The organism is Collinsella sp. HCP3S3_D1, assembly GCF_052064015.1.
Taxonomy (GTDB): Bacteria; Actinomycetota; Coriobacteriia; order Coriobacteriales; family Coriobacteriaceae; genus Collinsella.
The window spans coordinates 36,338-63,003 of sequence record NZ_JBQHWK010000002.1; the positions used below are offsets into that span (position 1 = coordinate 36,338).

At 58.3% G+C, this 26,666-nt stretch carries 21 protein-coding genes; 4 read left to right on the forward strand and 17 right to left on the reverse strand.

The genetic code is table 11. From position 1 onward, the window contains the following. Positions 1 to 5 precede the first annotated feature (5 nt). Genes pglX through ACTNDJ_RS00910 form a run of 6 tightly spaced genes read right to left on the reverse strand, consistent with a single transcriptional unit; the run spans position 6 to position 11,242 of the window. Complete coding sequence (pglX, locus tag ACTNDJ_RS00885; RefSeq protein WP_441083188.1) at positions 6 to 3,467, reverse strand: BREX-1 system adenine-specific DNA-methyltransferase PglX; 3,462 nt, start codon at positions 3,465 to 3,467, stop codon at positions 6 to 8. Positions 3,468 to 3,477: 10 nt separating this feature from the next. After that, positions 3,478 to 6,057, reverse strand: a complete 2,580-nt coding sequence (pglZ, locus tag ACTNDJ_RS00890; protein ID WP_441083189.1) for a BREX-1 system phosphatase PglZ type A — start codon at positions 6,055 to 6,057, stop codon at positions 3,478 to 3,480. A 5-nt stretch (positions 6,058 to 6,062) separates the two neighbouring features. After that, positions 6,063 to 9,635: a BREX system P-loop protein BrxC gene (gene brxC / locus ACTNDJ_RS00895; RefSeq protein ID WP_441083190.1), complete on the reverse strand. Its 3,573-nt coding sequence runs from the start codon at positions 9,633 to 9,635 to the stop codon at positions 6,063 to 6,065. A gap of 11 nt (positions 9,636 to 9,646) precedes the next feature. Continuing rightward, on the reverse strand, positions 9,647 to 10,252 hold the full coding sequence (locus ACTNDJ_RS00900; RefSeq protein WP_427795007.1) for a DUF1788 domain-containing protein: 606 nt from the start codon (positions 10,250 to 10,252) through the stop codon (positions 9,647 to 9,649). Next, on the reverse strand, positions 10,249 to 10,857 hold the full coding sequence (locus ACTNDJ_RS00905) for a DUF1819 family protein (RefSeq protein ID WP_427795008.1): 609 nt from the start codon (positions 10,855 to 10,857) through the stop codon (positions 10,249 to 10,251). Before ACTNDJ_RS00905 ends, ACTNDJ_RS00900 begins: the two co-directional genes overlap by 4 nt. Continuing rightward, positions 10,847 to 11,242, reverse strand: coding sequence for a YlcI/YnfO family protein (locus ACTNDJ_RS00910; RefSeq protein WP_427795009.1), 396 nt, complete (start codon positions 11,240 to 11,242; stop codon positions 10,847 to 10,849). The genes ACTNDJ_RS00905 and ACTNDJ_RS00910 overlap by 11 nt, the downstream gene beginning before the upstream one ends. Before the next feature lie 73 nt (positions 11,243 to 11,315). Between ACTNDJ_RS00910 and ACTNDJ_RS00915 the strand changes: the two genes are divergently transcribed. After that, entirely contained in the window at positions 11,316 to 13,217 is a 1,902-nt protein-coding gene (locus ACTNDJ_RS00915) for a hypothetical protein (RefSeq protein WP_441083191.1), read from the forward strand. Positions 13,218 to 13,249: 32 nt separating this feature from the next. Here ACTNDJ_RS00915 and ACTNDJ_RS00920 read toward each other — a convergent pair whose 3' ends face one another. Both ACTNDJ_RS00920 and ACTNDJ_RS00925 read right to left on the reverse strand, forming a co-directional pair. Next, positions 13,250 to 13,984: an exonuclease domain-containing protein gene (locus tag ACTNDJ_RS00920; protein ID WP_441083192.1), complete on the reverse strand. Its 735-nt coding sequence runs from the start codon at positions 13,982 to 13,984 to the stop codon at positions 13,250 to 13,252. 931 nt (positions 13,985 to 14,915) lie between these two features. Continuing rightward, on the reverse strand, positions 14,916 to 16,310 hold the full coding sequence (locus tag ACTNDJ_RS00925; protein ID WP_441044594.1) for a uracil-xanthine permease family protein: 1,395 nt from the start codon (positions 16,308 to 16,310) through the stop codon (positions 14,916 to 14,918). Positions 16,311 to 16,661: 351 nt separating this feature from the next. Here ACTNDJ_RS00925 and ACTNDJ_RS00930 point away from each other — a divergent pair, with 351 nt between their 5' ends. Further along, complete coding sequence (locus ACTNDJ_RS00930) at positions 16,662 to 17,318, forward strand: helix-turn-helix transcriptional regulator (protein WP_441083193.1); 657 nt, start codon at positions 16,662 to 16,664, stop codon at positions 17,316 to 17,318. Positions 17,319 to 17,562: 244 nt separating this feature from the next. On the opposite strand, the gene ACTNDJ_RS00935 is transcribed toward ACTNDJ_RS00930, so the two are convergent. Continuing rightward, the gene (locus tag ACTNDJ_RS00935) at positions 17,563 to 17,940 is read right to left on the reverse strand and encodes a RidA family protein (protein WP_152077077.1); all 378 of its coding nucleotides are present in this window, start codon (positions 17,938 to 17,940) and stop codon (positions 17,563 to 17,565) included. Between the two features lie 299 nt (positions 17,941 to 18,239). Here ACTNDJ_RS00935 and ACTNDJ_RS00940 point away from each other — a divergent pair, with 299 nt between their 5' ends. Further along, positions 18,240 to 20,735: a DUF3656 domain-containing U32 family peptidase gene (locus tag ACTNDJ_RS00940; RefSeq protein ID WP_441083194.1), complete on the forward strand. Its 2,496-nt coding sequence runs from the start codon at positions 18,240 to 18,242 to the stop codon at positions 20,733 to 20,735. 15 nt (positions 20,736 to 20,750) lie between these two features. Then, positions 20,751 to 21,410: an RluA family pseudouridine synthase gene (locus tag ACTNDJ_RS00945; RefSeq protein ID WP_441038833.1), complete on the forward strand. Its 660-nt coding sequence runs from the start codon at positions 20,751 to 20,753 to the stop codon at positions 21,408 to 21,410. 444 nt (positions 21,411 to 21,854) lie between these two features. On the opposite strand, the gene ACTNDJ_RS00950 is transcribed toward ACTNDJ_RS00945, so the two are convergent. From ACTNDJ_RS00950 to rpsC, 8 genes are all read right to left on the reverse strand, one after another. Further along, positions 21,855 to 22,601 (reverse strand): DeoR/GlpR family DNA-binding transcription regulator, encoded by a 747-nt coding sequence (locus ACTNDJ_RS00950; RefSeq protein ID WP_427717633.1) that lies wholly within the window; start codon positions 22,599 to 22,601, stop codon positions 21,855 to 21,857. Positions 22,602 to 22,604: 3 nt separating this feature from the next. Further along, positions 22,605 to 23,684 (reverse strand): Gfo/Idh/MocA family protein, encoded by a 1,080-nt coding sequence (locus tag ACTNDJ_RS00955; protein ID WP_441063342.1) that lies wholly within the window; start codon positions 23,682 to 23,684, stop codon positions 22,605 to 22,607. A gap of 535 nt (positions 23,685 to 24,219) precedes the next feature. Beyond that, the gene (gene rplX / locus ACTNDJ_RS00960) at positions 24,220 to 24,525 is read right to left on the reverse strand and encodes a 50S ribosomal protein L24 (RefSeq protein ID WP_006235043.1); all 306 of its coding nucleotides are present in this window, start codon (positions 24,523 to 24,525) and stop codon (positions 24,220 to 24,222) included. Positions 24,526 to 24,538: 13 nt separating this feature from the next. After that, entirely contained in the window at positions 24,539 to 24,907 is a 369-nt protein-coding gene (rplN, locus tag ACTNDJ_RS00965; RefSeq protein ID WP_117734331.1) for a 50S ribosomal protein L14, read from the reverse strand. Between the two features lie 118 nt (positions 24,908 to 25,025). Then, positions 25,026 to 25,286, reverse strand: a complete 261-nt coding sequence (gene rpsQ / locus ACTNDJ_RS00970) for a 30S ribosomal protein S17 (RefSeq protein WP_006235040.1) — start codon at positions 25,284 to 25,286, stop codon at positions 25,026 to 25,028. A 16-nt stretch (positions 25,287 to 25,302) separates the two neighbouring features. Next, a complete protein-coding gene (gene rpmC, locus ACTNDJ_RS00975; protein ID WP_006235039.1) occupies positions 25,303 to 25,518 on the reverse strand; it encodes a 50S ribosomal protein L29 in 216 nt (71 codons plus the stop codon). Then, positions 25,518 to 25,955 carry a 50S ribosomal protein L16 gene (gene rplP / locus ACTNDJ_RS00980; RefSeq protein ID WP_370450531.1) on the reverse strand — a complete coding sequence of 146 codons (438 nt, stop codon included), beginning with the start codon at positions 25,953 to 25,955 and terminating at the stop codon, positions 25,518 to 25,520. The genes rpmC and rplP overlap by 1 nt, the downstream gene beginning before the upstream one ends. Beyond that, a complete protein-coding gene (gene rpsC, locus ACTNDJ_RS00985) occupies positions 25,955 to 26,665 on the reverse strand; it encodes a 30S ribosomal protein S3 (RefSeq protein ID WP_154514689.1) in 711 nt (236 codons plus the stop codon). Before rpsC ends, rplP begins: the two co-directional genes overlap by 1 nt. Position 26,666 lies beyond the last annotated feature (1 nt).

Here is a 26,666-nt window from a genome sequence, read left to right on the forward strand (position 1 = left end):
CAGCCCTATCTCCATGTGCTCAGACCCGCGACCTTAGCCAAGGCATGCGGGAACTTGTTGTAATTGACCTTAACACCGTCGTCCAGGTCAATGTCGATTCGCTCGTTGGCCAGCGGGTAGATGACGTCGCGCTCCCAGTCGGTAAGCTCGCGCACCACCGCACGGTACCTGTCCGCCTGGCGGTTATCGGCTGCACGGTCGCTCTGCTCGAGCTGGCCGATCTTCGCGTTGAGCTTCTCGACGTACTCGCGCAGGTACTTGGTCAGAATCTGGCCGACCGTGCTCGGCGTGTAGCGGTGCATGTAGACAAGCACTTGGAAGCTGCCCTTGGGGCTTGCGAACATCCAGTAGATGGGCCGCTTGCCGCTACCCGTCACCTGATAGGTCGCACAGTGGTCCTTGTAGAATTCCTTCACGAAGTACTTGCGCAGGTTCTTACCCAAGGCGTCCTCGATGAACCTGATGTTTTCGTCAAGTGTCTCGGCGCCATAGGTCACCTCAAGCCACTTGCGGAACTGTGCCACGATGTCATCGCCGAACCACTCGCCGTCAAGCACAGGGAGGATGGCATCGTCATCGGGCAGGAACCCGGCATTGGGGACCCTCGCCCTGAAGTCATCCACCGTCTGCTGCGCATCAGCCAGAATCAGTCCAGGCACGAAGGTCGAGTAACGGCCCATAATGCAGCCGACACCATAGGAAATGAGCGATTTCACGTCGCGTACCAAGTCAGCGCGACGCACCGAGACCTTGTCGTCAGGCACTTCGATGGGCACCTCGCCCTCCATACCGTAGATGCGCGCGAATATACGATTGAGCTCCTCCTCGTTAGCCTTGAGCTGGTTGAAGCGCTCGTCGCAATCGGCGCTCCAGCGCGCAAACCGCTCCGAAATCAGCGAGGCGGATGCCGTACGGGCATCGGAGTTCACACCATAAGAGAGTTGCTCAGCGCGTTCGCGAGCAGAAGGCGCAAGCGGATGATAGTCGAGATGCCAGGAAATCTCGAAGGCATCCCAGTCTATTTGAGACAAATCGATGAGCCGTTCAACGGCTGCGTCCAACTCATCGGTAAGAACCGCCTCGCTTAGCGGAACCTTCCTTACTTCACCGACTGATTTAGTAATGGTTGGTGAAATCTTTTTTAGAAACTCATCCCCAACGCTTGAGTTGAGTAGACCAAGAATAGCCTTGGCATGTCGGAGAGGGTAAATTCCGATTCCAGCCATGTCGGAAAGGAAGCCCTTTGGCTTAAATCGAAAAGCACCTCCGCCAATTTTTGACCAAGTAACAACCTCGGAAAACTTATATTCTGGCCTATAATCTTGAACGTGTCGCGTTTCTTCAGGAAGCAAACGCTTAACGTTTTCCCCGTCATTCTTCCAGTTTATTACTTCAAAATCATTCCCGTACCATTTTCGGTAGTCTCCGCCTTTATTAAGTGGGTACCAAGTTTGCGGAGCAAACGTCAGATCGTTTACTGAAGACAGGCCAAAACCAATATTTCCATATGCGACTTCCCACCAAGCTTTAATAAACTTCGTGTTATTCCCCGTCTGAATACCTACAGACCCAGGAGCATAATCACCGAGAAGCGCATTGCTGGAAAACGCATTGCACATTGCTGGCGTAAGCCCGTATGAAATAGTGCAGTCAGGCAGACTTGCAAAATCACTCAGACTCTTATGGTAGATGAACTTCTGCTCATTGCCTTTTATTGCGCTCGTTAAAGCACCTCTTTTGGCTGAACTCGTCTTATATTCCTGCAGATCAATATAAACACCGGTAAATAATGGATGCCCGCTAAACAATACCGTCGCACAGACCTGAACAACATCCCCAGCAATTTGTTCGAAAGCCCCAGCTCCCAAATCCACCAAAGCGACAATATCCTTGGTATCAATTACAAGTCGCCTCATCGCCTTATAGGTACGTTGAGTTAGCCATGAGTGCATCGTAACCATGCTCGAATAACCGCATGTCTTGGCTAGGCTAAATCCTCGTTTGATAAAACAGGTGCATAAATCATTTTTCTCATCTGGATACTTATTCTTTGTCCAGGTGCTCATATAGCTATTAAAATGACCTCTCGTCAAATACGGGGGATTTGCGACCACACAATCAACCCTGCGCGACAACGCCTCGAGCACGTTCTTCATTGTTCGGAGCTTCCTGAGTACGCCGGCGCCCAGCAGGTCGTCCCCGCTGAAGCTCGCGATGGCGTTATCCACCGCCGCCATGTCGCCCGGGGCGGGCACATAGAGGCTGCCGACCTCGGTCATGTGTTCGAAAGCGTCGAGCAGGTCAGTCGCGCCTGCGATCGGGCCTGCGCCCGCGAGTGTGCCAGGCTCAAACGCGACGGGCTCGAGCACCGTCACGTTTGCATCGATATGTTTATCGAAGAAGCTCGGGTCCTTCTCCCGCGCTTTCATCTCGAGTGCGAACTTGGCGATCTCGGCCGCGCGGCCGTCGATCTCCATGCCGAAGAGGTTGTTCTGTAGGATGAGCGCTGGGATGTCCTCCGGGAAGTAGCCCTCCTCCTGGTAGATCTCGAAGAGCAGGTCGAAGGCGTACACGAGGATGTGGCCCGATCCGCACGCTGGGTCGCACAGCGTCAGCTCCTCGGGCGAGTAGACCTTGATGAAGTCCTCGGTCTCGCCCTCGGGTGCTATGTAGTAGTCCATCTTGTTGGCGAGCGCCGAGTCCGGGTTGTTCAGCATCCAGAGGCGCCCGAGGGAGTTCTCCACGAGATACTTCACGATCCAGTCGGGCGTGAACAGCTGCGTGGCGGGCGCGATGTCGTCCGCGGTCGCCTTGCGTCCGCTGTCGTTGTACTCCGCCTTGCGCTCCGCTACATAGAACTGGTAGAGCCAGCCCAGCACCTCGACGGTCTTGCACTCCTCGTCGTCCATGTCCTCGACGATGCGGCGCAGGATCGAGCCCTCGGCGAGGAGGCCCTGCGGCATGACGAGGCTCGACGCCGCCGCCTCACCGAACAAATAGGGCATCGCCGCGGCGTAGCGGTCGCACACCGCCACCAGCAGCTCGCCGTAGGCCGCCTCGGTGCGGTTCGCGCCGGAGCCGCTGCCGCCGGCGAGGACGCTCTGCACGCGGTCGCGCACCAGGCGCGAGAAGCCGAAGTCCGGGTCGAACACACCCTGGGCGGCGTCCGCGAGGATCGCGGGCTGGGTCGCGCCCGGGCGCGGCGTCACCACGGGGACGGGCGTGTAACCCTTCGCGTCCATGAAGCGCAGCGCGCACAGGCGGTTGAACCAGGTGTACGCCGTCGACTCAACGACGGCGTCCATACCCTTGTCGTCGATGGCGGCCTCGAGCCTCCTGACCTTCTCAGGCAGGTCGAGCCGCTCGGGGCTGCCGGGCTCCAGGACGGCGTCGATCCTCGCGGCGACCTCGGCGCGCAATGCGTCGCGGGCGCCGAAGGCCAGGTTCTTTATCTTGTTGGAATCCATGTCTGCCGTCCTAGAAGTCGAAGTCATTGCCGAACGCGCGGTTCACAGAGAGCCGCTGCTCCCACTCGGCATCGAACTGGTTGGTGTTTCCCACGCGCGCGCTTATCCTGAGCACCGCGGCGACGCAGTCGTCCACATCGTCAGTCACGTGGAGCGTGACGCGGGTCTTACGTTCCTCGGAGCCCTGAGCCGCACTTGCGAGCTCGAGCGTCTGTACCTCGGCACATAGGAGGCGGCTCGCGTCATCGGGGTCATAGAGGCCGACGCGCACGGTCAGCGAATTCACCTTCTCGGAGCACGGCTCCGTTTGGTATACGTCGAGGGTCACCGTTGAGCCGGTAATGGCGGGCCTTCCACAAAGGAAGCCCTGAACCCCCGTGCACTCCGCCGTCTGACGAGCGTCGACTCGGTTTATGGTTACCACTGGAACGACATTCTCTTGCGGAGAGACACCGCCGTGGACATAGCGTGCGCCGCTGCCGCGCAAACGCAAGCGTGTAATACCTCGAGGGAAGGCGAACCGCCCCTCGCCACCAAGCGAAAGTTGCGCTGAAGAGTATTCAATAAGAACGTCGCTCTTTGGCAGCGTCAAGCCCATGGCATATCTTCTGCCGTGGCTAAGATTGTGACCGGAAGCATGGACAAGATCGGTAAGACCGTCCGCCGCGGCAAAGTTATACTCTTCGACTTGGCCATCTTGATAGAGGAAACCGTGATCGGCGGTCACGAGGACCTTACCGCATCCCGCGCGCAGAAGCTCACCGGCGATCTTCATCACCTGGGTGATTGCATCTTCGCATGCTGCGAAGACCTCACCTTCGGTGTCGCGAGAGTCACCGCGCTTATCAATCGCGTTATGGTAGACCATCACGAGCGGAGCGCCCTCGACATCGGGCAAACCCTCTTCCAGGACTTTTGACGCCTGGATGAGCATGGCACCGGGAATCGCCGCCTCTACGACCTTCTGGCGATTGACAAGCCCGTCGGTGGCGTCACCGTCCTTAAGCACGTTAGCCGTAGCTAGATCAACCTCCATGGTCCCCTCAGGAAGCAGCGCCGCCATGCCCAGCTGGGTATAACTCGGCAGCATGCAGGCCATCCCCTCACAGCTCGCACTCACGAGAACACGTCCCGAAGACAAGTCTCCGCCGGCGATACGAGTCGAAAGTTCGGCGCCAACCTCATAGCGCATCGCATCGGAAACGATAACGCCCAGACGCTTGCCTTTCTCGGCCGTCGGGAGTTCTTTCTCAACTTTCTCGTAGAAAAATCCCGACTGCGAGGGAATAGTCGAGGGTGGATAGACCCCCGAATCCATAAGATGCAATTGCCAGCGATCGGTCAGGTCAACGAGAAACTTGCCATAGGCGTCATCGACCTTGGACACAAGCTCGTTTGCCCTCCTTCTAAACTGGGCGGTCGCATTGCGCATGGCATTCACAAAGCAACGATATTCCTCGTCGATGCGGTACCAGCTGGCGCAGTACGCGTCGAAGATCTCTCTCTCGGTTATCGCCGCGGTGCATTCCGTCTTATATGCCTCGATTCCCTCAAGCGTCGCGGCCGCAGCAACCAGAGCCTCATACTGGGGAGCGTAGCCCTCAAACCAGTGAGTATGCAGGCGTACGTTTAGCTCGTTTTGGGCATCAGCCGCGTGCAGCGTGCCGTCAAGAGCACGTCCAAGCATATCTGTGATAATCCAGTCATCGAAGACTGCCAGAGCATCGTTGGTGCCGATAGACTCCATTGAACGCTTGTCAGTACCCACCGATGAAACGACAGCGTCGGAGTATTCGCGTGCCAGCGAGTCATACGAATCGCTGGTGCGGCTGCTGGCGGCAAGGTCAGCGAGTATTCGCGCGGCATCCGCCTTGAGCGACGCACTGTCACAAATGAGATCGGCGCAGCGTGCCTTGAGCATCTTGAGAGCAAGATCTTCGAGGGTCGGGTCTTCACCCGTGGGTGCGGCATATCCCACAACTTCAAAGATCTCGGACCAAAGCGTTGTGACAAGCCCACACTCGTAAATGACTCGCAACGTCCTATCCTGCCCGCGCCCAAGCTCGGCGAGGAGCTTCTTCACCACATCGCGCACGGCGTCGCGAGGAATCTCCGCCCTCGATCCTACGCACGCGGAGAGCATCGCCAAGCGAAGAGAACGGTCGTCACTCTTACTTAGCACGCTTGCCGCAAGGGCCTTGCGACGCTCCTTTGAGTTGAAGAAGCGCCCATGTTCGGCGAGGGCGTCGGCAAGGGCCATGGGAACGCCGCATTCGCTCGCCCAGATACCTTCCATCTTGCAAGTGAAGGGCGTGGCAGCGAGCTTTATGTCGTATAGAAAGTCATCCTGAAAACGTGGCTTTGCACCCGAACGATAGACAACAAGATTATGGGCAGGTCGCTCGCGAAGGATCGTCCGCTTGCATGCAAGCTCCGCACCGGTCGCGTCGAGGATAGCGCCGCCGTCCAAATCTAAAGAGGCGACAGTCTCGGCGTACTCGCCGGACTCGTCCTCCCAGAACAGCGTCGCATGACCAAGGCTGAACTGGCCCTTAATCCTGTCCTCGATTTCATGAACGTCGATGTCCACAGTTCCTACCTCGTAACGATGATTCCGTCGTCGACCTTGGCCTCGAGCTCGGCGCGCAGCGCCTCGAGATAGTCGTCGACATCCTGCCTACTCTTGATGGTCGGTTTACCATAAGCCCCCGCGCGTAGCGAGCTCAGCGCGCAGGTCATGGGCGCTTGGGTCCGGGCGGGCTCGGGCTGCGACCCAGCGGCTTCCCCGTCAGACTCGTCGTTTTCTTGCGTGTGCGCAGGAGCGACCGCAGGTGGATTGAGCAGGGAAACTATGCTTGCCGCCTTGGCATCCTTAAACGACTCAAGGAAAGTCCGTATGCGCAGCGATGACTGCTCTTCGGCGAGTCTCGTCGCTGCTTGATCGAAAATCTCTGCAAGCGAGAGACGCGCTTCCTCTGGCACCGCATCCATGTCATACGCGCTCTCAAACGAAGCGCGATATTCGTCGAGTTCCTTAGCAACGTCGGACCTTAAGCTCTCCCTAGCACGGTCAATCTCGCTCTTCGCCCGCCTGACATCACTCGCAGCGCGAGGGATATCGCGCGATTTATAGCACTGAGGGTCGTTCACGACCGCAAGCGCTCCCTCAAGGTCGGAGGTAATTTCGATGCCGAGGTCACGCATCTCGGCAAGGCCGGTTTCGCCGAACTCCTTGACCTCATTCCACTTAACAGCGAGCGGCGAGCCTTCAATAAACTGCTTCATACTCGACAGGTCTACCTTGTCCTCCGCGAGGGCGTCAGCCTTCTCGGGAAACTGGTCAACGAGCCATTTCCAATCAGCATTCACCGCGCCAAGCGCAGCGTTAAGCTTGTTAAGCTTCCCGGTAAATTCGGTGGCGAATGGATAAGTCGAGGCTCGTCCCTCGGCAGCGCGGAACGCTGGAACTTCCTGCTCGAGATAGGCCACCATCTCGCCTGCGATGGACTTGGCATCGCCGCCAACGGGATTGGTGCCCACGAGCTTTCTAAACGAGCTCTTAATCGATGCAAGACGCTCGGGAGACACGGCCTCGACCTTGGCAACGACAAGTTTATCCATATCGCGACCAACTTTGAGCGCTTGCGCGAGAGCGGTGCCCTCGAGGAGCGACCCCGCCTTACGAATCTCGACGCGACCGGCGGCGTAGAGCGTCGCCACCGCATTGCGAACGGCAACGTCGGGCCATCCGTACTCATCCTTCGTAAAGTGCGCCATCAGACTCGACGTGCCATCGCCGCCGACGGTTACCGCGTAGCCCGGACCCATGATGCCGATCCAGCTAAGTACCGTCTGGGCATACTCGGGAAGAGGAAGGTCAATCATCGATTGGGCCGGCAGACAGCTGTTGTAAACGTCTCTGTCGGTGTAGTTCTGCACAATTTGTTGCAAGCCCGTGTAGCTGCGCCGTACAAGTTCGCCCACAGCACACTCGATGGCGACCTTGCCCGAACCACTCACAGAGTCGGTAATGTTGACTCCAGAAACATAAAAGCGCGCCTCTCCAATCAGCTCATCTAAATCGGCGCGGAGTTTACGCGACTGCGCGTTGAGTACTGCCCTCTTGTCAGCGATTATCGCGTTGCGAATCTCGTTCGAACCACTCGCCTGGTTTACGTACTTATTTGTCTTTACGAACAAGGCGACATCGTTGAGAAACGCATTGGGATTGTGCAACACAACCGTGAGTGTCTTGGGGCCAGAGGTTTGAACATCCACGATACCACCGGATGGAGCATCGGTCACAATGTCAACAGTCAGGTCGTTACCCGAACGTCCGATGGCGTCGCCGTTCACCTTAAGATTGTATGGGAAGGCATGCGAGAAGGAACCATTCTCGTAGCTTGCGCGCGAGGCGCCAACGATATCCTTAAACGCATCGCCAATCTTATCGCGTACATCCGAGGTCTGAATCTCCGTCGTACGGATTTCCGTCTCGATCTCTTTCTCATCGTCGGTAAGGTACTCATAGATGTTCGAGTTGGGATTACGACGTATGTAGAGCTGTCGTTCAAGCTCGGCAAGCGCATCCTTAATCTCCTGCTCGAGCGTTGCCGTGTTCTGCTTGAAAGAGCCATACAGGAGCACACGCAGGTTTCCCGGCGTTGCCTTGAAGTCCTTGCAGTATTTGACGAGCAGCAGTGCCTTGAGGACGCGGATTGCCATGGGCATGTCAGCAAGGTTTGTCTCGGCAATGCTGATGGCACCATAGACCTCGCTCTTTAACGAATTGCGCAGTCCTTCGAACATTGAGTCGAACGTTGCCAGGTCCTGGCCCTCCGTTGAACCGTCACCGCGGTTGAGTTCGACGCCAACCTCCTGGAACACGCCGAGCATGGAGCGGGCTCCCGTAGAATGGTGCTTGCCCGTGAAGGCATTGTAATCGGAAAGACCACGCATCGCAGTGATGAACAAGTCAAACTGATAGGGCACAAAGGGGTACGTGCCTACAAAATCGTCCTCATCCTTATAACCCACATAGCGCTTCGAACCATCGGCGAAGTCAAAGAGCACCGGGAAGTCGTCCCTGTACTTATCGTACATGCCGTCTAAGGCAGAAACGGCATCGCGGCTTTTGGCCAAAAGTCGCTGTTTGATGACCTCCTTGGCATCCTTGGACGTGAGCTGCATCTTAATTTTGAATCGCGCTTGGATTTTGGAGAAGTCATTGGCGGACTTGTCGGTCATCTGACCGATCGTATCTTCCATGTTTTCCTGGCTGGTAACAACGACCCAGGACGCCCCATCGCATACGGTTGCGAGCTCTTCTGCCACGGACTGCAAATTCGTCATGAGGTTTGAATCCTTGGCGATAAACTGGCCAACTTCATCAACGAAGAAATTCAGGCGGAACCCCGGCTCGTGATCATCGATGTATTCCTTCACGCGAACGGCAAACGAGTGAATATCGGGCTTATATGTTTGCTGGTAGTAGCGCACGGCATTGTCGGTGGTTCCGGGCTCGTTGCCGCACACCTCATCGAATGCTGCAGTGATCTTTGCAGCATGCAAAAGCGCTGCTTTGCGAACATCAACCCATGCCTTGCCGGTAGCCTCCTCAACTTTAGCTATAAAAGCATCGAGCAGTCCCTCCCGGTCGAGGTCATATTCCATCTTGGCAATATGCTGTTGATCACCATCGAAATAGCCGCAATGACGGTTGAAAACCTTAATGAATGCGGCAAGCAGAGCGCCGGCCTCGGTGCGTCCCTGGTTAGGCGCAATCGTATCAATATTGAAAAGGATGGACTCGCTCGGATGGCGGGTGCGGGCCACTTCCATGGCGCCCCGCAGGGCAGGGTCGTCCTCGAGCTTAGGCAGGATGTAGTCAACAGCGCGTTTACCGGCAACTTCCTGGTCCTCCAAAAGCACTGCGAGAATCTTGAGCATGTGAGATTTACCGCTACCGAAGAAGCCCGCGATCCATGCGCCATTACCGGTGGCATCGGGATCGTTGTACTCATCAAAGAAGCGGTTAAGGTGGCCGGCAAGTTCGGGAGTAATCACGTACTCGTCGAGCTCGTTAGCAAGATGCTCAACGCTGGAAGCCTTCACAACAGCATCAATCGGCCTGTCGATCGGCTTTTCGTACATATACTCGTATTTCATAGAGTTGCCCCCTAAAGGTCAAACACGTTCGTCGCGCGGTAGTAGCCGCCGTTTGCTTCAGACGGGATATTCAATATGTCAAGCGAGGTCGAACCGTCGGCGTTCTGGCGGTATTCGCCAGGGAACACCAACACGACGGGTTTATCCGTCTCGATTTCGCCGAGCAGCGTATGAGTTCGGACAAAGGGAAATGTCTCTCCAACGCCTGTGATGAACGCAATGTCGCACGCAGAGTCGTCGATAGCCGCCTCGACGGCAGGCTTAATGACGTCGCTCACGCTAATGGTGTCCTGAAGCATCATGATGAGCTCGTCGCGCGTGGCGGTTTGCTCGGCTTCACAAAGAGGCTCCCACATGCCCTCAGAATCCAGGTAGTCGAGAACGATGTCATAAAGGTTCACCCGCACAGCGCGGACGCCCCTATTGGGTAGGTCGTCGGAACAGATGGCGGCTATGAGATCTCGAGCATACGACCTCTGCGCCGGAGGATACGGCAAAACATACGTCGACTGTCGCATCGTGTAGCCCTTGCGGCCGAGAAGCGTGTCGTCGGAGAGACGCTCCACGATGAAAGCGCGCGCATCGGGCGATCCGATGTGCTCGAACTTTTTGGTCACAACAAAACACCCGCCTTCGGGAACAGCTCGATATCCTGTGGAGCGCGCTCGCGAATGAGGTCCGCAAAATGAAGCGAGGGATAGAGCGGGGTGATGTTACCCGCGTTGTCAAGGAGGCGGCACTCGCGAAGCATCCCGAATGCTCTGAGCTCGAGTTGTTTGAGCGACTTTTCGGTGAGGCGTGCAAGTTCGGGATGATCGACAGACTGCTCATCTACAAAAGCGGCCCATACCGTTCGGGGCACATCGGGCACCATATTGGAGAAGCGTGCAGCGACGACGTCAGTCGAAAACGAATAGAGCACCTGATAGGTTCGGCAAATGGCGAGCCACGTCATGGCAAGCTGGTCGTCGTCAACGGCATCGGCCAAAAATGCCAGCTCATCTGCGTCAAGCATCTTGAGTCGCTTAATGATCTCGGCACCGACACGCTTGCGAGTGCTCTCTTTGTTGAGGCTGATAATGTCGTCCTCGACTATGCGACGCCTAACCTCTGCCCAATCGGGGGTCTCAACAAAGGCCCTCGCGACCTCAGCAGTCTCGAGCCTGCGGGCACCAATGCTCGTAAAGGAGAGACTGTACTTCTGTCGTTCATTACCTGTCATTCGTAAGCTCCTTGATTAAACATTCGCGAACGTATGCACTTAAGCTTGTGCCCTTCAGAGAAGCGGCTTCCTTAGCGGCGTCACGCAACGTATCGGGGATGCGCACGGTTATTGCAGTCTGTTCGCCACTCACGAGAAACTCGCGAATATCCGTGGCGTTTGCATCTTTGCGCAGCAAGTCGGCATAACCCATGTTGACCATCCCTATGTTTGCGATATGCAATACATTGTTAGTAAAAAAATCGATTCCCATTGTCTTGCAATAGACTTGTGATGTCATCGCCTTTTCTGTAAATGGACCCGTTTTTACCTCGCATGGTTTGTTGTTCAACAATGCTGCGAATGACGTGAATGCCTTATGATCGCTCCGCGTCACTACCACCATTTAGCGCGCTTACAGACGCTTTGGCACCTAACGCCCGTTGTTCGATGCGCGCCCTTTACTCAAACGCCTACACTTGAGCATTACAGGTCAATTCCGCCAACAGGCAAGAGAGGCTAACATGCGGTCCGAAAACGAGCAGATTCATTACCGAGCAAAGTTCAGGCTTTCGCCCTATTCGACCACCACGCCCTCAATCGTCGATGCGTATCGTCAGATCTACACCTGGGTGCGCGATAAAGAGCAGCGCAAGCGTCATGAGCAGAGTGCCTTTGAGTTTTTGTCGAGCAATAAAAACATCGCCTCCGATTTTATATTTGGAAACCTCAGCTATCCCGTTGGCTATTCTGGAGGCATGACCACGGGCAGCCGCGTGAACATTTGCACTCGCGCAGCCTTTGATGACAAGCGAGGCAGGATTCCCGTCGCTTGGGCCTTTGAATATGACGAGCCCGACAGTCACTATCCGTTTCGTCACTGGCACACCTGTATTGGTCTCGAGACCGCCGAGGACGACTCATGTCTGGTCAATATCAAGGTCACCTATGCGACCCTGCCCGATTATGTGGGCTGGCCACTGCCAGAACCGGACCTCAATATTCCCCGCATCGCAAAGGTTCTGTTTTCGCTTCCCAATCATCAGGCATGCGTTGGAGAGACAATCGTCAACACATCGTGCACGCGCCTGACGTTTGAGAACTTTGACGCCGAGTTCTCCGACAACCTTCTGAGCAGCCAGCGCGAACTCCCTTTGATTCTAATAACCAGCGATGATACCGGTCGATATCCCGTCAAAGATCCCGGCAAGCTCGCCAATAATCTTATGGGCCTAGCCAACGTGTTTGCCGCCGACGAATCCGATGGTCGGCTCAAATCAAAGCTGTTCAATCTTTTTCTCTACGATACGCCTGCCTATCGATACAACTGTCCCAAGTCGTCACTTCGTATTTACCAACCGAACATCAATCTGTCTGACGAAGAAGACGCCCGTCGACACCTCTGCATCAGGCACGATAGGCTGACCGAGTACGGCAACAAGACATCCACGATACTTAACCGGAGCCTGGGGCGCTCGTTCTTGCGCGGCAGGGGCGATATTGTAGACACGAGCGATATTGCCTGGTACAAATCGCGCCAATCAATCGGGGCGCTACGCAGCCGCATGGCAGAGATGAAACGCCACGCAGAGAATGAAACCGTAGCCGAGGCAAAACGCACCGAAGCGCTTGCCGCCTCGTACAGCCAAGAGGCAATGGACAACCTTAAAGAGCTGTTGTCAAAGGAGACTGCTGACAGGCAGCTCTGGGAGGGGCTGGCCAACGATTACGCCGACAGCAACGCCGCGTACGAGCAGCGTATTGAGCAACTGGAAAACAGCCTACTCGAGTTGGATGAATCCGAGAACACGATCGCCAACTTAAAGTATCGACTCCAAGAGGCGCTGGAGCGAGCCGATCGCTCGGAAAAGCAGGTAGCCGCGCTCAGAGCGGAAGCATGTTTTGTCGAGGGGCTCGAGGCATTTCCGCGCACCCTTGAGGACGAGCTTAGGTTTGCTGCGAATCTCTGGCCCTCGCGCATTTTCGTTTTGCCCGAGGCATACGACTCGGCACGCCGATATGATTTTGCCGATCTTGACGAGGAATGGCAGATCCTTAAATCCATAGCGACCGTTATGTGGCAACTCAAGTTTGGGGAGCGCCCGACGACCGGAGACCTCTATAGCGAGTTTAGAAATCAGACCTCGTTTGACGCCGCACCGACCGAGACCAAGCTGACTAAAAACGACACCGAGCTCATGCGGCTCCGCCAACGCACTTACAACGGTAAGCAGGTTTGCATCTTGCCGCATATTAAGGGCAACGGTCGCAACCGCCGCGACCCATTCCGTCTGCACTTTTGTTTTGACGACGAGGCCAAGCTGATCGTGATAGGCCACTGCGGCAGCCACCTGCCAACATCTGGAACTGCCAGGCAGTAAGGTACCGCACCAGCATGGGCGGAGGGTGCCCCCTACCTCCCCTCCGCCTTCAGCTTCAGCAGCAGGTCGCCCAGCTCGGGGCACTTGCTAGAAAGGCACGTCTCGGCTCGCTCGCCCATCCCCCACCGTTGGCGGACTTCCTTGGCGCGCGGGCTCACGTGGTAGTCCCCGTCCATCACCTGCTTGAGCAGCTTGGCGGTCACGCGTGCATCGGCCAGGGCGCTGTGGGCGTGACCCGTCGACTCGTCGAACTCGATGCCAAACCACATTGCCGCGTCACCCAACGAGACGCGCCCGTGGCTGCCCACGTCCATAATCGAGGTGTAAAACGCCTGCAGGTCGGCCCAGTCCGTAGGAAATGCGGAAAGGTCGATGTGCTTTGCCTGGCACTCGGTCAAAAGCTGTCGACGGTCCGTCCCGCTCCAGCAAACCACCTGGGCGGAGTAGCGACCGATCCAATCACCGAGCCTTTTGATCACTATGTAGAGCGGATCGGCCATCGCGGTGTCCACGGCCGATATCCCTGTGAGCTCGCGGACGGGATACGCAACGCCTTCGGTTAATTCTGTCTGCACAAACTGCGAGAACTCGCCCATAACGTTACCGTGGTAATCGAGCTTGACGGCGCCGACCTCGATAATCTCATTGCGCAGCCCACGGCGCTGGCGCTGCTTTGGCACCGGCGCAAACTCAAAGTCCAGCACGATCTGGCGCGCAAAGTTCGTCGTATCGATAGCCGAGATACCCGGCGTCTTTTCAGCTGACACGGTTATGGCCTCTCTCCGTTGCCTGCCGCTTGCTACATAGGCGGCTACATTGTCGTAAGGATAGGCGCTCGTGCGGACATGGAAGCGGGGCGCAACGCCATGCGCCGGTCGCACGCCATGCAGACGGCCCCCAAGGGAGTCGCCCGCTTATTCAAATGGATGAAAAAGATTGAGGCCCGGTGACTTGAATCAGAGGTCATCCCGGGCCCATCAGAGCTCGTAGAGCTCTTGGTTGCTTTGGTCTCGCTCTTCACGGCGCTTATCGAACTTTCCGAGGCACTCAAGCAGCATTCGAAGCATAACAAGTCGCTGCCATTAAGGCACTGACCTCTTGACCAAGCAACGGCGCTGCCCAGCTATCACCCTTGGGCTGCCGTCAACTTTATTCTATCCGCGGGCGCTTGGTTTAACAAATGGATTTTCGGCAACGAGGCCTCGGCGCCCGTTCCTGCGTTCGCTCAACTCGTCGCTCTACTCCAGCCACCACTCAACATCCACGGAGCACTCAACCGCAAATGCTAAAGACCGCGCGATCGGGCAAAGACCCGTCACCAACAACACAGGACGGTCCCTCAGCTTCCTTTACGTTATAGCTAGCTATAACGTAATTCGACAATCGCTCACGCAAAAGGGGCGGTACACCACCGCACACGGACCGTTCCGGAAGCTCCTGACCGCTCTGGTCTCGCTCCTCACAGCGCTCATCGGACTTTCCGAGGCACTCAAGCAGCGTCCGAAGCATAAAAAGAGGGGTCGACGCCGTTAAGGCATCGACCCCTTAATCTAAACAACGACACTGCCCAGCTCTTCACCACTTGGGCTGCCGTCAGCCTTATTTTACCCACGGGACAAACCCTTTGAAGTGCGGCTTGGCGCCGCATGACGTCGGCGGACGAGGCGATGCGTCCGCCGACGAATAGCACCGAATTAGTTACTTCTTGCTCTCGGGCAAGACCAGATCAACGGCAGCGTCCTTGGCGGCATCGATGTGCTGAGCCACGACCGGCGTCTGCGGAAGGATCAGGTTAAGGACAATGGCCATGATGGCGGTGGGGGTTACGGCATTGGAGCCGATGACGGTGGACACCCAGGTGGGCATACCCTCGCCGGCAAGGCAACCGCTGGCCATCCAGATACCCAGGCCAAAGACGACGGAGGTGCCGACGATGGTGGTAGTGCGCTGCGTGAGGCCCTCGCGGGTGAACATGCGCACGCCGTTCATGGTGATGGTGCCAAAGACGCCAACGGTCGCACCGCCGATGACGGGCTGCGGGATGGCGGAAAGGACAGCAGAGAGCTGCGGGAACAGGCCGGCGATGGCAAAGACGGACGCGATGATCACAAAGACCCACTTGTTGACGACCTTGTTGGAGCAGATGATGCCCACGTTCTGGCCAAGGGCGCTGGTGGGAAGACCGCCCAGCAGGCCGCCGGCCATAGAGGTGAGGCCCTGAGACACGATAGCGCCGGAGAGCTCGCGCTCGGTGGGCATGCGGTCGATGGAGCCCAGGCAGGCGGCGGAGACATCGCCGATAACCTGGATGGCAACCATGGGGAACACGACGGCGAGGGTAATGCAGACCTCGGGATCAAACTCGAGCGCGTAGGGCATGAGCTTGGGAAGGGCGAAGACCTGAGCGGTGGCGACGCTGGAGAAGTCGATCATGCCAAAGGGAATGGAGACGATCATGCCAACGATCATGCCAAAGAACACGGATCCCAGCTTGAACGTACCCTTGCCAAAGTTGGCGAGCGCGAAGACCACGGCGAAGGTGATAAGAGCGACGCACCAGGCCTGCGGGGTGCCCCACAGCGGCGTACCCATACCGCCGGCCATATACTTGACGGCCGTGGGATACAGGGAGACGCCGATGGAGAAGATGACCGTACCGGTCACGACGGGCGGGAACAGCCACTTAATCTTGCTGTAGGCCAGACCAAAGAGGACCGCGACGGCACCGCCGACAATCTCGCCGCCCAGCAGTGCACCAAAGCTAAAGCCCGAGGCACCCATGGCCTGCAGGGCCGGCAGGAACGCGAACGAGACGCCCATGACGATGGGCAGGCCGCCGCCGATGCGACGGAAGGGAGCGAAGGCCTGAAGGGCCGTGTCGATTGCCGAAAGAATGAGCGCCACCTGAATGATGTCGGTGCTCTGCTGGCTGTTAAAGCCGTAGACGCCGGCCATGATGACCGCCGGGGTAATGATGCCGGCAAACGATGCCAGTACGTGCTGAAGGGCACACGGAATCATTTCCTTAACGGGCGGCATGCCCTCGCGAGTGAACAGGGCTTCAGTGCCGTTCGTAACCGTCTCCTGGGCCATTTGACCACCAATCCTCGAAGTAGTTGTTTTCGCATCTAGCGCTCTATTGTGACGCAGTGCGGGGTTGAGGTTGTGCCTTCGGTGAATATCGTATTAAAGAATTTTCTCATTCTCAATAATAATTTTTTGTTATCAGACTATTTTTCAGCTTAGACAACGCATTTCCGCAGGTCAGGAAAGTGTCTGGTCAAAATAACATCTAACTTTTCTTTTGGTCGACCGCTTACCGCCAAAATCCTACCGTTCGTCTGTATTACGCAATGTACCTGCGAATATACGAGTCAATAGACACCGTGTTACCATGAGAAAAAATTGTTATGAAACTTCCGATTTCATCCAAAGGAGTTGCCCGTGAACGAGACTGTACGTCGCTTTTTGCCGATGGTCGATTTCCTGGAGCAGATACTCGGCAAGAACAGCGAAATCGTGCTGCACGATTTCTCGGATCCCGACCACGCCATCGTCGATATCCGTAACGGCATCGTGAGCGGCCGCAAGGTCGGCGGTCCCGCCACCGATCTGGCACTCAAGATCATACACGATCCCAAGTATCGCGACCTGCCGTTTATTACGGGCTACGAGGGGCGCGGTGCCGGTGGCAAGACATTGGAATCCGCAACGTACTTTATTCGCGAGGATAACGAGATCGTCGGCATGCTCTGCGTCAACACCGATCTTTCCACGGTACGCTCCATCAACGCCATGGCTCAGCAGCTCATGGCCTGCTTCGACGCTGTGCCAAGGCAGGCGGAGCCCGCGTCTATCGAGGTCGAAATTCTTTCAGAGTCTACACAGGAGCTCATCGACCACAGCATTTCCGAATTGCTCGAAAGCCGCGGCCAGGATGTCGCCTCGCTTGGGCAGGCCGATCGCGTGGACGTTATTCGCCACCTTAACGGCAACGGCGTATTTATGCTCAAGGGCGCTGTTGCCTGCGCTGCCACCGCGCTGGGCATCTCGGAGCCCAGCGTCTACCGCTACCTGCAAAAAGTTCGCAAGGAGGGCTAACGAGCAAAATGGAGCGCGGGCAGTCTTTTTGGGACGGGGCTATTTTAGCTACCCTCCTCTGCCCGCGACTTCGATGAGCCGTAAGTAAAAGCAATCCTGCATATAGGGGTAGCTAAAAAGGCCCCGTCCCAAAAAGACTGCCCTTGGTGGCTCCGCAAGCGATCCGTCACGTGACAAAAGAACCCTGCAGCTCACACGCGCTGCAGGGTCTTTTTGCATGTCATGTTTAGTTGTTGCCAACGCCTTAGAGAGCGGCGACGACCTCAATCTCAACCAGACCGCCAGCCGGAAGAGCGGCAACCTGGAAAGCGCTGCGCGCGGGGAACGGGGCCTCAAACTTGGAGGCATAAATCTCGTTCACGGCGGCAAAGTCGGCGATGTCAGCCAGGTAGACCGTGGTCTTGACGACATCGGCAAACGTAGCGCCGGCAGCGGTCAGCAGGGCTTCGACGTTGGCGAGGGACTGCTTGGCCTGGGCCTCGATGCCCTCGGGCAGCTTGCCGGTCGCGGGATCGATGCCCAGCTGGCCGGACAGGAACACCATGTTGCCGGTCTGGATACCGGGGGAATACGGGCCGATGGCTGCGGGCGCGTTATCGGAAGACACGACGGTCTTGCTCATGTTTTTCTCCTTACGATCAAATAGAGAGCGTGAGCGCGGCGTTCGCACCGGGAGGCACAGTTCGGTCTGAACACCGCGCTTGATTGGGATAGTAGGGGATGATTTCGCCCGCTGCAAGATAATTATCAGAATGCGAGAATATTTTATCGCCCAACGGTTTCCCCGAACCGCTGAACGGTTCTCCACGGGGTCAGCCAGCCCAGGCTACTGAAGACTTTGTCCTGCTTAGGCTGCGGGCATCGCCCATCGCGACGGCGCCACTATACTTTTGAATATCTGAGCATTTTGAAAGGCAGGATATGACCGCAACCGCCAGCCGAACCACCAACCGCAGACCCGAGCTCTTGGCCCCCGCCGGAGGCCCGGAGCCCTTTGCCGCCGCGCTCGCCGCCGGGGCAGACGCCATCTACTGCGGCATGGGCAGCTTCAACGCCCGCCGCAAGGCCACCAACTTTACCGATGAGGCCTTTGAGCAGGCATGCCGCGCCGCGCACCTGGCCGGCTCGCGCGTCTACGTCACGGTCAACATCGTCATTAAGCAGTCCGAGATGAGCGATGCACTGCAGCTCATCCACCGCTGCTCCACGCTGGGCGCCGACGCCTTTATCATCCAGGACTGGGGCCTGTTCTTTGAGGTCAAGCGCACCATGCCCGGCATCGAGACCCATATCTCGACCCAGGCGAACATCCACGATGACCGTGGAACCATCTGGTGCCGCGAGCAGGGCGCCGACCGCGTGACCCTCTCGCGCGAGCTTTCCATCGACGAGATCGCCGCCATCCACGACGCCGCGCCCGACGTTGACCTGGAGGTCTTTAGCCACGGCGCCATCTGCTTTTGCTACTCGGGCCTGTGCCTGCTCTCGAGCTTTGCCATGGCGGGCCGCTCGGCCAACCGCGGCATGTGCGCTCAGCCCTGCCGTCTGCCCTACGAGCTGATCGACGAGAACGGCCGCACGCTCTCCCCCGCCGGTCGCGAGCGCGCGCTATGCCCGCGCGACACCAACACTTCACAGCTTGTTCGCCGCCTGTATGACGCCGGCGCCGCATCGCTCAAGCTCGAGGGCCGCATGAAGGCGCCCGATTACGTGTACTCCATCGTCGATGTGTATCGTCATCAGATCGATGACATGCTGGCCGGGGCCGTCGTAGATAAGGACGAGGACGCCGCTCGCCAGCGCCAACTCAAGCGCTGCTTTAACCGCGACTTTACGCACGCCTATCAGGACGGCACCTCGGGCGACGAGATGATGAGCTACGAGCGCTCCAACAACCGCGGCCAGATCGTGGGCACGGTGCTGGGCAGCCGTATGGCCAACCGCGACGTGCGCGGGCTCAAACCCGACGACCGTCGTCGCCGCGCCGCCATCGCCCGCATTGAGCTGTTTGAGCCCGTGGGCAAGGGCGACCTGTTGGAGCTTCGTCACGACGACGAGTTCGACCAATTCCTGACCACCATCGCCGCCGATGATGCCGCCGCCGGCGACATCATCGAGTGCCGCGTTCCCCGCAGCATGCCCGAGGGCTGCCGCGTGCGTGTGATTCGCAGCCAGCGCGCCATTGACGCTGCCGGCGCTGCGCTCAAGCGCGACGTGCTACGCCGCCGCGCCGTAGACGTGTCCGTCGCGGCGCGCCTAGGCGAGCCGTTTACCGTCACGCTCACCTGCTGCGACGACCCCACGCTCACCGCCACCGCCACCGGCTTTACCGTCGAGGCCGCCAAGACCCGCGCCGTCGAGGTATCCGATCTGGTGGAGCATGTGGGCCGCATGGGTTCCTCGCCCTTTGAGGCCGCGAGCTTTGACGTGGCGCTCGATGAGGGCTGTGGCATGGGCTTCTCCGCTGTGCACAAGGTGCGCGCCGCCGCTTGCAAGGCGCTCGAGGAGGCCATTCTGGCGCCTTACGAGGAGCGCGCCCACACGCTCGAGCTGCCGGCGATTGTCACCAGTGATTCCCGCCCCGCGCCCGAGCACTACCGCGATGAGCCGCAGATCTGCGCCACCGTCACCTCGCTCGAGGCCGCCGAGGCAGCGCGCGCGGAGGGAGCCGCGCGCATCTACATGACCACCGACGCGCTCGATGCGGCCGAGCTCTCCCCCGCCGATGCGTTTGAGCAGGGTATTGTTCCCGTGCTCGATGAGGTCTGCCGCGCCGTCGACCACGCGCGCGTCGACCCGTGGGTCGTTGCCGGTGCCACGGTCGCTATTGGCAACATCTCTGAGCTTGCCCTGGCCGCCCAGGTTGGTGCCACGGCCGAGATTCGCTCTTGCCTGCCCGTGCACAACACGCCTTGCATGGAGGCACTTGCCGAGCGCGGAGCCGGGGCGTTTTGGCTCTCGCCCGAGATCACGCTCGACGAGATTATCTCGCTTGGCACCTCCGCGCCCGCAGCCCTGGGCATCACCGTTTTCGGCCGCCCGCGCGTTATGACGAGCGAGCACTGTATCCTGCAGGTGGCCAATGGCTGCATCCACGATTGCGCCCACTGCCGCCTGCGCGCCCGCAAGCTGTCGCTCAAGAATATCGACGGCAAGGTCATGCCGGTGCGCACCGACATCCACGGCCGCTCGCGCCTGTACGACGCCTACCCCATCGACCTCACACCGCAGGTTCCACAGCTGCTCGACGCCGGCGTGCGCCGTCTCATGGTCGACGGAACCCTGCTCGAGGCCGATGAGATTGGCCGCGCCGTCGCACGCGTCCGTCGCGCCGTCGAGGCCGCGCAGGCCGGCCGTAAGCCCGCCGCCCGCCTGCGCGGCGCCACTTCGGGCTGCATGTTTGTGGGAATTAGCTAACCGAAAGGCTTACACGTGAACGAAGAACCCCAAGTCCTCTACTGCGACGCCTGGCTCATGGCCATCGATAAGCCCGCCGGCATGATCGTCCACGGCGACGGCACCGGCGAGCGCACGCTTACCGACTATGCCAGCGACCTTTTGCTGGCGATGGGCGACGGCTTTGCCGCGACCGACATGCAGCCGCTCAACCGCTTGGACCGCGACACTACCGGCGTGGTGTTGTTCTCGCTCGACAAGCAGACGCAGCCCGCCTTTGACCAGATGGTCATCGACCACGCCTTCGAAAAGCACTATCTGGCGCTCGCCGAGGGCAAGATCGACTGGAACGAAAAGCTCATCGACAAGCCCATCGCCCGCGACCGCCACGATAGCCGCAAGATGCGCGTCGGTGCCAGCGGCAAGCCGTCGCAGACGCGCGTGAAGGTGCTCAAGCGCCTTAAGAGCCGCCGAGGCCTGCCCACCCGTTCGTATATCGATGTTGAGCTGCTCACGGGCCGCAAACACCAGATCCGCGTGCACCTGGCAAGCGAGCGCCATCCCCTGGTTGGCGACGACCTGTACGGAACGCCGCGCCCCTGTGGCCTCATGCTCCACGCCCACAGCGTATCCTTTACCCATCCCGTAACCGGCGAGCACATCTACATCGAAGCCCCCTGCCCCTGGGAGCCCTAAAACCTGCCAAAAAGGGACAGGTTTATTTTGGCAGGTTTTATCTGGGCAAACGTCAAGCCGCCACGATGGCTCAGCCGCGGCGCCAAAACGTCTCGATCTGTAACAGTTAGAACCCATTTTCCGGTCTATCTGTTACAGATCGAGACATTCAAATCCCCCTCAAGGGAAAATCTCGATCTGTAACAATAACTCGGCAAAATCGGTCCCAGATGTTACAGATTGAGACAAAGGGATGGCGCGGTTCGGAAGTATCTCAATCTGTAACATCTAGCCCACTTTTAACGGTCCAGTTGTTACAGACTTAGACAAACCGGCGGACAACGAAAGCGGCAACGCCTGTGATGGACGTTGCCGCTTTTCTATTGAGAAAACTACTCGGTTTTCGTTACTAACCACCACAATGGGGACAGGCGCCTTTGTGATGGTTTTGGCCTTGTCCCGTCGCTAGACCGTGATGACGTTGTCCATTGCCCGATACTTGGCGGGCACCTCGCCCGCGGTAATAATCGTTGCGTCGCGAAAATCCGCGAACTTGACGGGCGCCACCATGCCAAATTTACTGGCGTCCGAGATTACAAAGCGCTTGGCCGTATGGCGCATCGAGATGCGCTTTACTTGTGCCTCCTCGATATCGGGCGCCGTGAAGCCCTGCTCGGCGGCAATGCCGTTAGAACCCCAAAAGCCGCAGTTAAAGTTGTAGCGGTCTAGGGTTGCCAGAGCATCGGGACCGACGAGCGCTTCGGTCTCGGGCTTGAGCTCGCCGCCCAGCACCACGGTGCGCATGCCGCGCAAAGCGAGGTGCTGAGCATGGAGCACGGAATCGGTCACATAGGTGACATCTTCAAGGTGTGGAAGATGCTCGATGAGCTTGAGCGTCGTCGAGCCCGAGTCGATGTATACAAAGCTCTCGGGCTCCACCAGCGCCGCGGCGCGGGCGCAGATACGCTCCTTATCGTCGTTATGGAGGTCGCTGCGCTCATTGAGCGTTAGGTCGCGCGTCACGTGCGCGCGCTCAAGACTTGTCGCTCCGCCGTGGACCTTGGCGATACGGTGTGCTCGATCGAGCGTCTGCAGGTCGCGCCGAATGGTAGACGCCGTTACGCCCAGGGTATCGGCAAGCTCTTGCACAGTAACCGAGCCAGCCTGCTGGACCATCGACACGATCGCGTTGAGCCTATCCTCCGCAAGCATCGCTTACTCCTCCTCGGGGTACACGACTCCCCAGTCGGCGCGGAGCTTGGTCATAAGCTCCATGACATCAGAAGCGTAATCCAGAAGCTCGCGCTTCGAATCATCGCCGGCAACGGCCTTCTCCAGGTCGGCCATCTCGTAGCACAGAGCGTATGCCTCGGTGCCGGTGTGGACCTCCTCACGGTGCCCGTCCGCAGTCCACACGATGGTCGCGTGATCGGCACGCGGATACTCGTTGACCTCGATATAGCACTTGTCAAAGCTGATGACCGAGCGCTTGGGCTGCTTGGAGTGAAGTGTAAGGCTCACCACGCCCAGCTGCTGCTCGGCATTACGGCAGACGATGCCGCCCGCAACGTCAACGCCGGTCTCACAGGTGTTGCCGAGCGAAACGACCTCAACAGGCTGGCTTGCCATAAAGAGGCGCATGACGGACAGGGCATACACGCCAATATCGAGCATGGCACCGCCGGCGAGACTACGGTTGTAGAACCGGTTGGTCAGGTCGCCGTAGTCCTTGTAGCTGCCAAAGTTGAGCTGAGCGAGGTTCATGCGGCCAAACTCGCCGGCATCCATGCGGCGACGCAGCTCCCGATACAAGGGCATGTGGAGCACCGTGGTGGCGTCCATAAGGACCACGTTATGCTCGTCGGCAATGGCACGCGCTTCGTCGAGCTCGGCGGAGTTGAGGGTGATGGCCTTTTCGCAAAGCACGTGCTTGCCTGCTGCCAGAGCGGCGCGCAGGTAGGTGATATGCGTGTTATGCGGCGTGGTGATATAAACGGCGTCGATGTCGGGATCGGCGTAGAGGTCCTCAACCGTCTCGTACACCTTCTCGACGCCATACTGCTCGGCAAAAGCCTGAGCCTTGGAGAGCGTACGGTTGGCGACGCCCGCAAGCTTGCGGCCGGCAAGGGCGAGAGACTGGGCCATCTGGTTGGCGATAACGCCGCAGCCGATCACAGCCCAGCGAAGCTCGGGAGCCGTAAAGATGTCGTTAGGGAACGGCTGATCCTGGACCGAGGCAAACGCCGCCTTAGCGGCTGCTTCGGCGTCGAGCGGAGCCTGTTTGGAATCTGTCATCATGTGCCTCCTGAGTCACCGGAAGTTCTTCATTTCCAACAGCCTTATATTCGCACAAACTTGCGCGTATTTGCTTGTATTTGCGTGTTTATTTGTTTATCGGTTATTATTAAACCATAATTAGCAGATATTTGCGCGGCTATGCGCATTATCGCGCAAGACTCTGTGCGTAAATACGCATGCATCGATCGTTATGATGCATAAAAAGTTGGAACACCAAAACCCCTAAAGGCAAAGCAGGCTGTCTTACTCTGCCCCCTAGGGGCATCAGACATCAAAAGACCATCCCTAACTGCCGGCACATAGGGACTGTCCCAGGCTGCCGAAACCTGGGGGCGTTTCCCGTACGACGCTTTCGTGGCAAGACTGTCCCCATCAACTAGCCGTTTAAGAACGTCCCCAACGACTAGTCATTTATGTCTGTCCCCAATGAGTAGCCACTCATTTATGTCTGTCCCCAATGAGTAGGGATAGAAAAAGGCCCGGGTGCCGTGGCATCCGGGCCTTTGCTAGCAACTTAGATGTTGCGGGCAGCTTAGAACTTGTGGCCGCACTTCTTGCAGACACGCAGCTTGTTCTTGCCGTCCTTCTCGTGACCGACGCGGGTAACCTTACCGCACTCGGGGCAAACGAGATTGACGTTGGAGGCATCGATGGGAGCCTCCTGCGAAACGATGCCGCCCTGCTGGTTGGCAGCGTTGGGCTTGACGGCCTTCTTGACGACCGAAACGCCCTCGACAACGACCTTGTTCTCGGCGGGGAGAGCACGCAGGACAACGCCCTGCTTGCCGCGATCCTTACCAGAGAGAACCTGGACCTTATCGCCCTTCTTGATATACATATATCTCCCCTAACTACAGGGTCTCGGGAGCGAGCGAGACGATCTTCATGTACTTCTTGTCACGAAGCTCGCGAGCGACGGGCCCGAAGATACGGGTGCCGACGGGCGAACCATCGTTGTTGATGACAACGCAGGCGTTATCATCAAAGCGAATGTAGGAGCCATCCTTGCGGCGGATCTCCTTAACGGTGCGAACGACGACGCAACGGACAACGTCCTTCTTCTTGACGTTGGCGCCAGGGGTAGCCTCCTGGACAGCACCGATGAACACATCGCCGATGCCTGCATAACGACGCTTGGAACCGCCAAGCACCTTGATGCAGCGAATCTTGCGAGCGCCGGAGTTGTCGGCGACGTTCAGCATGGTTTGCATCTGAATCATGGTAGATGTTCCTCCGAACTAAGAACCGAAGAGAGGTGCGCAGCCTTTATGCGGCCCGTGGTATGCAAGCCAGGCATACGCACATCTTCGGAAACGTACAAGTCGTAAGAGCGACTGCTTATTTAGCGCGCTCGACGACCTCGATGAGGCGCCAACGCTTCATCTTGGACATAGGACGGGTCTCCATAACGCGGACGGTGTCGCCCACGCCAGCCGTGCACTCCTCGTCGTGAGCGTGCAGCTTCTTGGAGCTGGTCATCATCTTGCCGTACTTGGGGTGACGCTTGCGCTCGGTGATGGTGACAACGATGGTCTTGGCACCGGAGACGGAGGTAACGACACCCGTACGGACCTTACGCGAGTTACGCGAATCAGTCATATTCTCTCCTTAGGTCCTACTCGGCGACAGCGGACTTCTCCGCTGCGATCTCGCGGGCGCGCTGCTCCGTGAGGACGCGAGCGATGTCCTTCTTCACGGTGTTGACGCGAGCGGTGTTGTCCAGCTGGCTGGTGGCCATCTGGAAACGAAGGTTAAAGAGCTCGGCGCGCATTTCCTTCAGCTTCTCAACGAGCTGAGCGTCCGAGAGCTCACGAATCTCTGCGGGCTTCATTAGTTCTCCTCCTCGGCCGTCTCTGTAGCGGCAGGCTTAGCGACGATCTTGGTCTTGATGGGGAGCTTGTGCTGCGCCAGACGCAGAGCCTCGCGAGCGACCTCCTCGGGCACGCCCTTGACCTCGAACATGATGCGGCCGGGCTTGACGACGGCCACCCACTCCTCGGGGTTACCCTTACCAGAACCCATGCGAGTCTCGGCAGGCTTCTTAGTGATGGGCTTATCGGGGAAGATCGTGATGTAGACACGACCGCCACGCTTCATGTAGCGGGTCATGGCAATACGAGCGGCCTCGATCTGACGGTTGGTGATCCAATGGGCCTCGAGAGCCTGGATACCAAACTCGCCGAAATGCAGCTCGGTATTACCCTTGGCCTGGCCCTTCATGGAGCCACGCTGCACCTTGCGGTGAAGAATACGCTTAGGGGCAAGCACTACTGACCCCTCCTCTCGGAGTTACGACGACGAGGACGGGAAGAGCCCTCGAGTGCAGGGTTGGGAACAGGCTGGCCCGGGAGCTTCTCGCCCAGGTAGATCCAGACCTTCACGCCGCAGGCACCCATGGTGGTGCTGGCGACAGCCGTGCCGTAGTCGATCTTGGCACGGAGGGTGTGCAGAGGCACGCGACCCTCACGGTACCACTCACGACGGCCCATCTCGGCACCGCCGAGACGACCGGAGCACTGGATACGGATGCCCTTGGCGCCGGCCTTGCGGGCGGACTGGACAGCCTTGCGCATGGCGCGACGGAAGGCAACGCGGCCCTCGAGCTGCTCAGCGATAGACTGAGCAACGAGGTTGGCGTCGAGCTCGGGGCGCTTGATCTCGACAACGTCGACGGAGAGCTGGCCCTTGGAGACGCCAGCGACCTTCTCGAGCTCGGTGCGGAGGGTATCGATCTCGGCACCCTTCTTACCGATGACAACGCCGGGGCGAGCGGTGAAGATGATGACCTTCACCTTGTCGCCAGCGCGCTCGATCTCGACGCGGGAGACAGCTGCGCGGGAGAGACGCTTCTCGAGGTACTTGCGGATCTCGAGATCGTTACCGAGGGTCTTAGCGTAATCCTTCTCTGCGAACCAGCGGGAGCGCCAGTTCTCGGTGATGCCAAGACGGAAGCCGGTGGGGTAGACTTTCTGACCCATA